We start from the raw sequence: 10,733 nt of genomic DNA, 5'->3' as shown, positions 1-10,733 counted from the left end.
AGCCCCATGCCATAGTCAGCGCCACCATCAACCCCGATAAGTGATCTTGCCGCCGCAGATGGTGCTGACCGGATGCACCTTGTGTAGCAAACCCGGTTCAGTTGCTTCGATATCGGCCGACAGCACCACCAGATCGGCCAGATAGCCTGGTTTCAGCCGGCCCTTACGGTGCTCCATGAATTCGGCATAGGCGCCTTCGACCGTATAGCCGGCAAGCGCTTCCAGCAGCGAGAAGCTCTGGTCGGGGTCGCCCTCTGCCCAAGGCTTGCGCAGCACCGCCGCCTGAATGCCCAGGATCGGGTCGACCCGCGACACCGGCCAGTCGGAAGCGAAGACGACATGCGCGCCCGCCTTCTTCAGCGTCCGCCAGGCATAGCTCAGCGGCCATCTTTCGCGGCCGATGCGCGAAAGCGTCGGCTCCAGCGGGAAGTCCATGGCGCCGGGCGGGTGCGGCGGCTGCATCGAGGCGATGGCGCCGAGTTCTGCGAAGCGTGGCACGTCGGCGGCAGTGGTCACCTCGATGTGCTCGACCCGGTGCCGGCTGTCGCGCCTGCCGTTCTTCCGCTGCGCCGCCTCGTAACCGTCGAGAACGGCGCGTACCGCGCCATCGCCGATCGAATGCACGGCGATCTGCAGGCCGCGCCGGTCGGCCTCCACCGCTACCTCGGCTAAATGCTCCGGCGTGAACAGCGGCTCGCCGCGCCAGCCCGGCCGGTCGGCATAGTGGTCGACCATGACCGCGGTCCAGCCTTCCAGCACGCCGTCATAAAACATCTTGACCATGCCGGACGACAGCCATTCCGACCGGTAGGCGGAAGCCATCCTCGACGCTTTTTCCAGCATATCCAGCGTCATGAAGTTCTTGAAATGAAAAGGTATCTTGGTGCGGCAGAGCAGCCGCCCTTCCCGCTCCAGACCGGCAAGCAGTTCGAGCTGGTAGAGGTTACCGTCCATGTTCTGGATCGAGGTGATGCCGTGGCGGGCGCACCATTCCAGCCCGCGATGCAACAGGTCGCGATCGGCCGCGACTTCGGCGGCGGAAGGGTACGGGTCGGGCTCGCCGCCTGTCGCAAGGCCGAGCCGCACGCGGTTCTGCCCGGAAAGCTCGAGGATAGGCCCGAACGCCTCGCCCTCGCGCAATTCGCCGGCCGCGAGGCCGTCGGTGCCCATGACGATCTCGTTGCCGGGGCCGAGTCGCTTGCCGTGCAGGATGCCAGCCAGCTCCAGCGCCTTGGTGTTGGCCCACATCGTGTGGTGATCGGAAGCCGACATCGCGAACGGCCGGTCGGCGATGATGCGGTCGAGATGATGCCGGGTGACCGGCTCTTCCTTCGAAAGGATGGTGTAGTCGACGCCTGCCCCAAGCAGCAATTTGGCGTTCGGCCGTGCCGCAGCGTAGGCGCGGATCGCGTCGCTCAGCGCATCGAAGCCATGCACGCCCTGAAGGTGAAGATTGTCGAGCTCGGCCGCGCCGCCGAAAAGATGCATATGCGCTTCGATGAAGCCCGGCACCACCGAACCGCCTTGCGCATCGATGATCTTCGTGGCCGGCCCTTTCAGCGCCTCGATCGTCCGGCGATCGCCAACCGCCAGGATGTTGCCGTCCTTTATCGCCACCGCCTCGGCTGTCGGATTGCCTTCGTCCATGGTCAGCACACGGGCATTGGTGACGATCAGGTCGGCATTTGAACTCATGATTACCCGCGGTTCGGTTGCGCTGCCGGCAGGCTAGACGACCGGCTGCCGGGCCAGCAAGCCATGGCTGGTTGGCCCAGCGCCTTGTGAAAGGCAGTGCAGGACGGTTAGGGTCGCCGCGTCTCACCACGGAACAATTTCATGAAGACTGTTTTTTCGCCTCTCCATGCCGGCCATTCCGGCAATGTCGAACTGATCGCCGGCGCCATCGTGCCGGCTTTTGAAAAGCCTTCGCGCGCCGAGTTCATCAGGGCGCGGGTGGAAAGCGAGAAGCTCGGTCCGATCCTGCCGCCGGAAATCCACGACCTCGCCGCCGCCAGGAAGGTGCATGCCGGCGACTACATCGATTTCCTGCCGACCGTGTGGCCGCTCTGGGAAGCGTCGGGCCGCAGCGGTTCGGCCATTCCCTTCACCTGGCCGACGCGCGGCCTGCGCGGCGACGTGCGCCCGAAAGGCATCGATGCGCTGCTCGGCTTCTACTCCTTCGACGGTGGCGCGACGTTCGTCAAAGGCACATGGGACGCGATCAAGTCGTCCTATGACGTCGCGCTTACCGCCGCCGCGCTGGTCAAGGCCGGTGAGCCGTCCGCCTTCGCGCTCTGCCGCCCGCCGGGGCACCATGCCGGGGCGGCCTTTATGGGCGGCTATTGCTTCATCAACAACGCCGCCGTCGCCGCGCAGTGGTTTCGCGACCATGGCGCCGGGCGCGTTTCGATCCTCGACGTCGATTGTCACCACGGCAACGGCACCCAGGAGATCTTCTACCGCCGCGGCGACGTGCAGGTGCTGAACCTGCATGGCGATCCGATGACCGAATATCCCTTCTTCCTCGGCCATGCCGACGAACGCGGCGAGGGCGACGGCGAAGGCTTCAACGACAATTATCCGATGCCCTTCGGCACCGGCTGGGACGTGTGGAACGCCTCGCTCGAGGACGCTTGCACGAGGCTTTCGGCTTATGCTCCCGACGTCGTCGTGGTTTCACTCGGCGTCGACACATTCGAGAAGGACCCGATCAGCCAGTTCAAGCTGAAGATCGGTGACTATCCCAGGATCGGCCGCCGCATCGCCAGGCTCGGCCTGCCGACGCTGTTCGTCATGGAAGGCGGCTACGCCGTCGAGGAGATCGGCATCAACGCCGTCGGCGTGCTGACCGGCTTCGAGGACCGCTAGAACCGGCGGTGCCTGACAATCACATGGCAGCGCGTGGCAAGCGGTGCCGCCGGCCTGACCGGCCGCTCCGCCTGCAAAGGCACGCGCTGACGGTCCGCTATCTTGTTGTTGGACCATGATGTTTTTCCAGAATGCGTTCGCCCTTTGCGAAATGATGTTCTATTTTTTGAATCCTTGGCTTGAGGGGCCGATTCATCGGAAAGATCAAACGCATTTGAGCCCGGGAAAGCATTTATGAACGACGACACACCGGAAAGCGAAAGCGCCTCGGCGCTGGCGCCGTTCCGGCACGGCATCTTCCGGGCGGTGTGGTCCGCCAGCCTCGTCTCCAATTTCGGCGGCCTGATCCAGGGCGTTGGCGCCGCCTGGATGATGACGACGATCGCCACCTCGTCCTACCAGGTGGCATTGGTCCAGGCCTCGACCACCTTGCCGATCATGCTCTTTGCGCTGCTGGCCGGCGCCATCGCCGACAGCTTCAACCGGCGCAAAATCATGCTGATCGCGCAGATCTTCATGCTCATCGTCTCGGCTCTTCTGACCGTCTTCACCTATCTCGACCTGATGACGCCGTGGACGCTGCTCGCCTTCACCTTCCTGATCGACAGCGGCACCGCGCTCAACAGTCCGTCGTGGCAGGCTTCGGTCGGCGACATGGTGCCTCGCACCAAGGTGCCGGCGGCGATCGCGCTCAACTCGATGGGCTTCAACCTGACGCGCAGCGTCGGCCCGGCGATCGGTGGCATCATCGTTGCCGCCGCAGGCGCCGCCGCGGCCTTCGCCGTCAACACGCTGAGCTATGTCGGCCTCATCGTCGTGCTGGCCCGCTGGAAGCCGGAACTGCCGGCATCGACCTTGCCGCGCGAGACGCTGGGCGCCGCAATGGGCGCCGGCCTGCGCTACGTCGCAATGTCGCCCAATATCGGCAAGGTGCTGGCCAGGAGCTCGGCTTTCGGCTTCAGCGCCGGCGCGGTCCTGGCGCTGCTTCCGCTGGTGGCGCGGGACGTCGTCAAGGGCGATGCCCTGAGCTACGGCATCATGCTCGGCGCTTTCGGCATCGGCGCCGTCGGCGGCGCGCTGACCAGCGTCAGGCTGCGGCAGCTGCTATCCAGCGAAACCATGGTGCGCCTGGCATTCGTCGGTTTCGCCGTCTGCGCCTTCAACGCCGCCGTCAGCAATCATGCCTGGCAGACGTCGCTCGGCCTGCTGGTCGGCGGCGCCTGCTGGGTGATGGCGCTGTCGCACTTCAACGTCACCGTGCAGATGTCGACGCCGCGCTGGGTGGTCGGCCGTGTGCTTTCGGTCTATCAGACCGCGACCTTCGGCGGCATCGCGCTCGGCAGCTGGGTCTGGGGTGTCGTCGCCGACGCGCATGGCGCCGAAGTCGCCCTGATGGCGGCCAGTGTCGCCATGCTGGCGGGAGGCGCGATCGGCCTGCTGCTGCCGCTGCCGCAGCAGGCTGTGCTCAACCTCGATCCGCTCAACCGTTTTCAGGAGCCGCATCTGGCGCTTGATCTCAAGCCGCGCAGCGGCCCCATTGCCATCATGATCGAATATGTCATCCGTAACGAGGACGTACCGGAATTCCTCGCCACCATGGCCGAGCGCGGCCGCGTTCGCCGGCGTGACGGCGCCCGCAACTGGACGCTGGCGCGCGACCTCGAAAATCCCTCGATATGGATCGAGCACTACCATACGCCGACCTGGGTCGAATATATCCGCCACAATCGGCGCGCAACCTACGCCGACGCGGTCATCGGCGAGCGTATAAGGGCCCTGCACAGCGGCAACGAGCCACCCCGTGTCCGCCGCATGATCGAGCGCCCGACAACGGCCGGCACGGCGCTGGTGATGCCGAAGGGGCCGATCGAGCATTAATGGCTAGCGGTGTGTCCAGTTGGACGGGCAAATGAAATTGCGCCGCCTGGCCCAATCCGCGAATGCACGAACGGGATGGCCATTGCGGAGAGACGGTTTATATCAGTTGATGTGACTATGACCACTAAGGGGAGACGATGCGTTACATACGTCCGCTTTCAATTGAAGACGCCGCCGGCCTGTTGGCCGGTTCAGCCGGCACGGCCGCCATCCTCGCCGGAGGCAGCGACCTCTTGGTGAGAATGAAAGGCGGCTTTATCGAACCCGACCTGATCGTCGACATCAAGGCGATCGACGGGCTTGGCGAGATCAGGGAAACAGCCGAGGGCTTCAGCATCGGCGCGGCGGTCCCCTGCGCCGTGCTGGGCGAGAGCAAGGCCCTGAAGAACGCATGGCCCGGCGTCGTCGAAGCAGCGAACCTGATCGGCTCGAAGCAGGTGCAGGGACGCTGCACCATCGTCGGCAATCTGTGCAACGCCTCGCCCGCCGCCGACAGCGTGCCGGCGCTGGTAGCCGCTGGCGCCAAGGCGGTGGTCGTCGGCCCGGGAACCAGGCGCACGATTGCCGTGGAAGCGGTACCGACTGGGCCGGGCAAGACGTCGCTGGCCAAGGGCGAGATCATCGAGGCAATCCTGCTCGATAAACGTCTGCCACGTTCGGGCGATGCCTATCTGCGTTTCATTCCGCGCACGGAGATGGACATCGCCGTGGTAAGCGCCGGCGTGAACCTGACGCTCGATGAGCAAGGTCGCGTCAAATCCGCCCGCCTGGCGCTGGGCGCCGTGGCGCCGACGGTGATTCTGGTCGAGGAGGCCGCCGAGGTTCTCATCGGCTCCAGGCTGGATGAAGCCACGCTGGAGAGGCTCGCCAAGGTCTGCTCGGGCGCCTGCCGCCCGATCGACGACAAGCGGGGCACTATCGAATTCAGACGGAAAGTTGCGGGTGTGCTGGCCAAGCGGGCCGCCACGACCGCCTATGCACGCGCAGGAGGCAAATGATGGCTGGTGTGGCAGTATCAACGACAATCAACGGCGACAATGTCGAGTTCCTTTGCCAGCCGGACGAGACGCTGCTTGACGTCCTGCGCGATCGCCTGGGGCTGACGGGCGCCAAGGAAGGCTGCGGCACCGGCGACTGCGGGGCCTGCAGCATCATCCTCGACGATCGGCTGGTGTGCTCGTGCCTGGTGCTCGGCGCGGAAGCCGAGGGCCGGCACGTCGAGACCATCGAGGGCATGGCGCATGGCGACAGGCTGCATCCGCTGCAGCAGAAGTTCCTGGAACACGCCGCACTCCAATGCGGCATCTGCACGCCGGGCTTCCTCATGGCGGCCAAGGACCTTTTGGCCAAGAACCCCGATCCGACCGAGGAGGAAATCCGTTTCGGCCTTGCCGGGAACCTCTGCCGCTGCACTGGCTATGACAAGATCGTGCGTGCCGTTCAGGACGCCGCCAGCGTGATGAAGGGAGCGCACGCATGAATTTCGATCCGCGTTACTCCGGGCGCAATTTCACCTCTGTCGGCACGCGCCCCATCCGTCCCGACGGCGTCGACAAGGTGACGGGCCGCGCACGCTATGGCGCCGACTTCAACATGGCCGGGCAACTCGTCGGGCGCGTTCTCAGAAGCCCCCATGCGCATGCCACGATCAGGAAGATCGACACGTCGAAGGCGCAGATGCTTCCCGGCGTCAAGGCCGTGATCACCGCGGCCGACCTGCCCGACCTCACCGACGGCGATGCCGCCATGTACGACATCCTCGACAACTGCATGGCGCGCAAGAAAGCGCTCTATGACGGCCACGCCGTGGCCGCGGTCGCTGCGGTCGATGCCCGCACGGCGAGGCAGGCCCTGAAGCTGATCGAGGTCGACTACGAGGTGCTGCCGCATGTCACCGATGTCGACGAGGCGATGAAGCACTCCGCACCCCTGGTCAACGACGCCATCTTCACCGAGGGCCTCGAGGAGAAGCCCGTCAAGCCTTCCAATGTCACCAAGCGCACCCAGTATGGCCATGGCGACATCCACCAGGGTTTCGGCCAGGCCGATTTCGTCGTCGAACGCTCCTTCAAGACCGAGCAGACACACCAGGGTTACATCGAGCCGCATGCCTGCGTCGCCAATGTCAGCTCCGACGGTACCGCGGACCTGTGGGTCTGTACGCAAGGCCATTTTGTCTACCGGCAGCACTGCGCCCAGCTACTTGGCATGGAAGCCTCGAAGCTCCGCGTCACCTCGTCGGAGATCGGCGGCGGTTTCGGTGGCAAGACCCATGTCTGGGCCGAGCCGGTAGCGCTGGCGCTGTCGCGAAAGGCCGGCCGGCCGGTCAAGCTGGTCATGACACGCGACGAGGTGTTCCGCGCCTCCGGCCCGACCAGCGCCACCTCGATCGATGTTCGGATCGGCGCCCGCAAGGACGGCACGATCACGGCGGCAGAGGCGACGCTGCGCTATAGCTGCGGCCCCTATGCCGGCATGTGGGCCGAGATCGGCGCCATGACGGCCTTTGCCTGCTACAAGCTCGAGAACGTCAAGACGGTCGGCTACGAAGTGCTGGTCAACCGGCCCAAGACCGCGGCCTATCGCGCGCCGTCGGCTCCGATGGCGGCGTTTGCGGTGGAAAGCGCGGTCGACGAACTGGCCAAGGAGATCGGCATGGATCCCGTCGAGTTCCGGATCAGGAACGCGGCGCAGGAAGGCACCAGATCCTCCTACGGACCGGTATACGGCCCGATCGGCATCGGGCCGACGCTGGAGGCGGTGAAGAACCACCCGCATATGAAGGCGCCGCTCGGCAAGAATCAGGGCCGCGGCATGGCCTGCGGCTTCTGGTTCAATTTCGGTGGCCAGACCTGCACCGACCTCAACATCGGCATGGACGGTTCGGTCTCGCTTGCCGTCGGAACCGTTGACGTGGGTGGTTCGCGCGCCTCGCTGTCGCTGGTCGCGGCGGAGGAGCTTGGTATCCCCTATGAGCAGATCAAGGCGGTGGTCGCCGATACGTCCAGCCTTGGCTACAACGACATGACGGACGGCAGCCGCGGCACCTTCTCCTCCTCGATGGCGACGATCTCGGCGGCACGCAATGCCATCAAGGTGTTGCGGGAACGCGCCGCACAGATGTGGGATATACCCGTCGACGATGTGGTCTGGGAAGAGGGTCACGCGATTGCCAAAGGCGCGACGCACGGTAACCTTTCGCCGCTGTCGCTGAAGGAGATCGCGGCCGCTTCCGGCAAGACGGGCGGACCCATCGCAGGTCATAGTGAGCTCGTCGCCGACGGCGCCGGCGTCTCCTTCGCCACCCATATCTGCGATATCGAGGTGGATCCCGAGACCGGCTCCACCAGGGTGCTGCGCTACACCGTCGTTCAGGACGCCGGCAAGGCGGTGCATCCGACCTATGTCGAGGGGCAGTACCAGGGGGGTGCCGCGCAAGGCATCGGCTGGGCGCTCAACGAGGAGTACATCTACGGCAAGGACGGGCGGCTGCAGAACCCTGGATTCCTGGATTACCGGATCCCGGTCTGCTCGGACCTGCCGATGATCGACACGCAGATCCTCGAGATCCCAAACCCCAACCATCCCTACGGGGTGCGCGGCGTCGGCGAGACCTCGATCGTGCCGCCGCTGGCGGCGATCGCCAATGCGGTGTCGAACGCCGCGGGCGTGCGCATGACGCACATCCCGATGTCGCCGCCGCGCATCCTGGCGGCGCTCGAGGCAGAACGGGAAGGCTGATGGTCGAAGTAACGCTCTGGGGATCGCTCGGCGCGATCGCCGGAGGCAAGAGCAAGGTCGAGATCGAGGCGAAGGATATTCGGGAGCTGTTCAGGAAACTGGCGGAACAGTATCCCGGCCTCGAGCCATACATCGATCGCGGCATCGCCGTCGCCATCGACGGGACGATCTATCGCGACACCTGGTCGAAGGAACTGCCGGAAGGGGCGGAGATTTTTCTGCTGCCGCGGTTGGCTGGGGGGTAGATGGGGACTACCCGCAGCTCAGGCATAATCCATGACGGCCTGCTCCTCGGGGATCTTCAAGCCCGTTCGATCTTCCGACGGACCGTGTAGTACAATGCGGGACGTGACATTCACTACTTAGCCGCAACTTCAATTGATGATTAGGTATATACGACGCAAGCTTAGTGCGAACCTCTGGGGCCAAAGCCGCGCCTAGATTCGCGTAGATGCGCGGATCCCGAATCCAGCCGTCCAGCGCATCGAGTGTTGTGTCGTCCAGCTTTCCACCCGAGAGAGAACGGGCCGCTATCGCGCGCTTCTCCAAGTCGCGGAGCACCAGATAGGCTGGCGACCCATTCCGCGGGGCCGGGGCCAGGAGAACCTCGGTTGCCGAAACAAGTCTCGATACTTTGGGGAAGTATGTACAAGGCAGTTCCGCTAGAGCGGCAACTACCTTGGACCGTACAACCCCGACTGAGGCCTTGTAGTCACTTCTGTAGAGCGCCTTCAGAAAGCGTAGCTGCCGAAGACTCGACAATCCGCAGTCGCTAACCATGTCCGCATCCCTGAGTGCCTCTAATATGCGTTCAAACGCAAAAATGTACTCGCCCCGACCAGCCAGCCAGAGGACTCCGAAGTTTCGCACGGTGACATATAGCACGTCGGCGGACCAGAGCTCCGAAACTCTTCCTACGGATACACTACTCACTAGCTCTGCCAGAAGCGCATTTTGCCTCAGTTCCTCGTCGTACTTTTCCTTCGGGCGGAACGACGCCAAAAGGCTTCCTAGACGATCGTCCTGATCTACCGCGATCACAGACTCAAGTCGTAAATGCTGGAGGAAAAGAGCACCGCAGGCCGCAAGCCTATCAAGCTTACTAAACGTATATGAGGCGACGGATAGGCCCTGAGCTTTAAGCATCGCTGCACGTGCGCGGAGGATGCTTACATCATCATCCACGATGAGGATATCGCGGTCACTCAGTTTATCATCGTCACCTCGGGCGCACGACCCGAATGCAGCTTCGGAGGCCGCGCGGAACGCTGATTCTTTGATCCACGTCACCGCAAGAACCTCTTCACAAGCACTGAGGTGAAAATAGACAGCCAGCCTATTGCTGCCAACGCTTCGAAGACAGTTAGCAATTTCGCGATAGCCCCGTCCGGCACGATCGAAGAAAAACCGAGGACCGTGAGGACTGAAAAAGAATAATAAATGCTATCGACCAGGGTCAGACTGGCAGGCCGCACACCATTGACCAAAAGGTCGGTGCCAATAGCAAAGTAATTGATGATCGATATCGCCAAGAAACCTGCGAGCGTTATTAAAAACAGCCGAGCTGGTTTGTAGCCGTAGCCGGCGAGTAAATCGTATAGCAGGCCTGTCGACCGCTGCCATTTGCCAGCCCATCGACCGACATTCTTTTTCCGGATATCTCGATCGAGTTGATAGCGCTTCCAGCGCCGAAACTGGATGTCGGCACGCGCGAAGAAAGCGTCTTGTCGCTCATTCGCGTAGTTTGAAAGCAACGCTTGATATAACGTAACCCCGACGTTTGCAGCCTCCACTCGATAGCGTTTATCGAAGCTGATCAATTCAGGGTCAAGGTAGCATTGATCGAACTTGGCTTTCCAGAAATTACAGTTGATGAAGCGGCATCTGTGAAACTCCACCTCTCTAAAGCGGCTAGCGATAAGGAGACAAATCTTCGAATGTGCATTCTGTGAAAGTCAGCTGGAAGAACTCCATATTCGCCATGGAGACGTTCCTGAATGAGACTTTCTTGATCATCTTGCGTGACTGGTACCACTGTGTACCCTTAAACTGCATGTTCGACACGACGTCGTCCGGCGACATGGCTGGCATAGGTGCGCCCTGCTGATGAACAACAGGGATACCGTCTAGCCTAAAGAGATCCGTCAGCATTGAAGGGCCATCACAAGCAGAAGACCTGAAGGTTAGGCGTTTGTCTAGCGATCAGCATAGCTTCGTCGATGTGTACGCAAAAAGAGTGAAGCAAT

Annotated in this window: 9 protein-coding genes and 1 pseudogene; 6 read left to right on the top strand and 4 right to left on the bottom strand. The window is 62.9% G+C overall.

The features are described 5' to 3' along the window. Positions 1-27 precede the first annotated feature (27 nt). Positions 28-1,695 carry an amidohydrolase gene (locus NKJ46_RS09790; RefSeq protein ID WP_352664423.1) on the bottom strand — a complete coding sequence of 556 codons (1,668 nt, stop codon included), beginning with the start codon at positions 1,693-1,695 and terminating at the stop codon, positions 28-30. A 141-nt stretch (positions 1,696-1,836) separates the two neighbouring features. Here NKJ46_RS09790 and NKJ46_RS09785 point away from each other — a divergent pair, with 141 nt between their 5' ends. The 6 genes from NKJ46_RS09785 to NKJ46_RS09760 all read left to right on the top strand — a co-directional run bounded on the left by NKJ46_RS09785 (position 1,837) and on the right by NKJ46_RS09760 (position 8,732). After that, positions 1,837-2,868, top strand: coding sequence for a histone deacetylase family protein (locus NKJ46_RS09785; RefSeq protein WP_352664421.1), 1,032 nt, complete (start codon positions 1,837-1,839; stop codon positions 2,866-2,868). A 234-nt stretch (positions 2,869-3,102) separates the two neighbouring features. Further along, the gene (locus NKJ46_RS09780) at positions 3,103-4,746 is read left to right on the top strand and encodes an MFS transporter (RefSeq protein WP_352664419.1); all 1,644 of its coding nucleotides are present in this window, start codon (positions 3,103-3,105) and stop codon (positions 4,744-4,746) included. A gap of 137 nt (positions 4,747-4,883) precedes the next feature. Next, positions 4,884-5,744, top strand: coding sequence for an FAD binding domain-containing protein (locus tag NKJ46_RS09775; RefSeq protein WP_352664417.1), 861 nt, complete (start codon positions 4,884-4,886; stop codon positions 5,742-5,744). Continuing rightward, positions 5,744-6,226 (top strand): (2Fe-2S)-binding protein, encoded by a 483-nt coding sequence (locus tag NKJ46_RS09770; RefSeq protein WP_352664415.1) that lies wholly within the window; start codon positions 5,744-5,746, stop codon positions 6,224-6,226. Before NKJ46_RS09775 ends, NKJ46_RS09770 begins: the two co-directional genes overlap by 1 nt. Next, a complete protein-coding gene (locus NKJ46_RS09765) occupies positions 6,223-8,487 on the top strand; it encodes a xanthine dehydrogenase family protein molybdopterin-binding subunit (protein ID WP_352664413.1) in 2,265 nt (754 codons plus the stop codon). Before NKJ46_RS09770 ends, NKJ46_RS09765 begins: the two co-directional genes overlap by 4 nt. Next, positions 8,487-8,732 carry a MoaD/ThiS family protein gene (locus NKJ46_RS09760; protein ID WP_023675441.1) on the top strand — a complete coding sequence of 82 codons (246 nt, stop codon included), beginning with the start codon at positions 8,487-8,489 and terminating at the stop codon, positions 8,730-8,732. Before NKJ46_RS09765 ends, NKJ46_RS09760 begins: the two co-directional genes overlap by 1 nt. 7 nt (positions 8,733-8,739) lie before the next feature. Here NKJ46_RS09760 and NKJ46_RS09755 read toward each other — a convergent pair whose 3' ends face one another. The 3 genes and pseudogenes from NKJ46_RS09755 to NKJ46_RS09745 form a co-directional block, all read right to left on the bottom strand. Beyond that, the gene (locus NKJ46_RS09755; protein WP_352664411.1) at positions 8,740-9,777 is read right to left on the bottom strand and encodes a nucleotidyltransferase domain-containing protein; all 1,038 of its coding nucleotides are present in this window, start codon (positions 9,775-9,777) and stop codon (positions 8,740-8,742) included. Continuing rightward, the gene (locus NKJ46_RS09750) at positions 9,774-10,307 is read right to left on the bottom strand and encodes a potassium channel family protein (protein WP_352664409.1); all 534 of its coding nucleotides are present in this window, start codon (positions 10,305-10,307) and stop codon (positions 9,774-9,776) included. The genes NKJ46_RS09755 and NKJ46_RS09750 overlap by 4 nt, the downstream gene beginning before the upstream one ends. A gap of 21 nt (positions 10,308-10,328) precedes the next feature. After that, positions 10,329-10,406: pseudogene (locus NKJ46_RS09745) on the bottom strand (hypothetical protein); the annotation flags it as partial. Between the last annotated feature and the right edge of the window lie 327 nt (positions 10,407-10,733).

This window comes from Mesorhizobium sp. M0166, assembly GCF_040322255.1.
Classification (GTDB): domain Bacteria; phylum Pseudomonadota; class Alphaproteobacteria; order Rhizobiales; family Rhizobiaceae; genus Mesorhizobium.
Note: the sequence above shows the minus strand (reverse complement) of the source record. Positions and strands in the feature narration are given on the sequence as shown.

What these genes read in the sequence shown, in the direction of transcription:
- NKJ46_RS09765 (WP_352664413.1), top strand. Translation starts at nt 6,223, where the DNA reads ATGAATTTCGATCCGCGTTACTCCGGGCGCAATTTCACCTCTGTCGGC.
- NKJ46_RS09760 (WP_023675441.1), top strand. Translation starts at nt 8,487, where the DNA reads ATGGTCGAAGTAACGCTCTGGGGATCGCTCGGCGCGATCGCCGGAGGC.
- NKJ46_RS09790 (WP_352664423.1), bottom strand. Translation starts at nt 1,695, where the DNA reads ATGAGTTCAAATGCCGACCTGATCGTCACCAATGCCCGTGTGCTGACC.
- NKJ46_RS09770 (WP_352664415.1), top strand. Translation starts at nt 5,744, where the DNA reads ATGGCTGGTGTGGCAGTATCAACGACAATCAACGGCGACAATGTCGAG.
- NKJ46_RS09780 (WP_352664419.1), top strand. Translation starts at nt 3,103, where the DNA reads ATGAACGACGACACACCGGAAAGCGAAAGCGCCTCGGCGCTGGCGCCG.
- NKJ46_RS09775 (WP_352664417.1), top strand. Translation starts at nt 4,884, where the DNA reads ATGCGTTACATACGTCCGCTTTCAATTGAAGACGCCGCCGGCCTGTTG.
- NKJ46_RS09785 (WP_352664421.1), top strand. Translation starts at nt 1,837, where the DNA reads ATGAAGACTGTTTTTTCGCCTCTCCATGCCGGCCATTCCGGCAATGTC.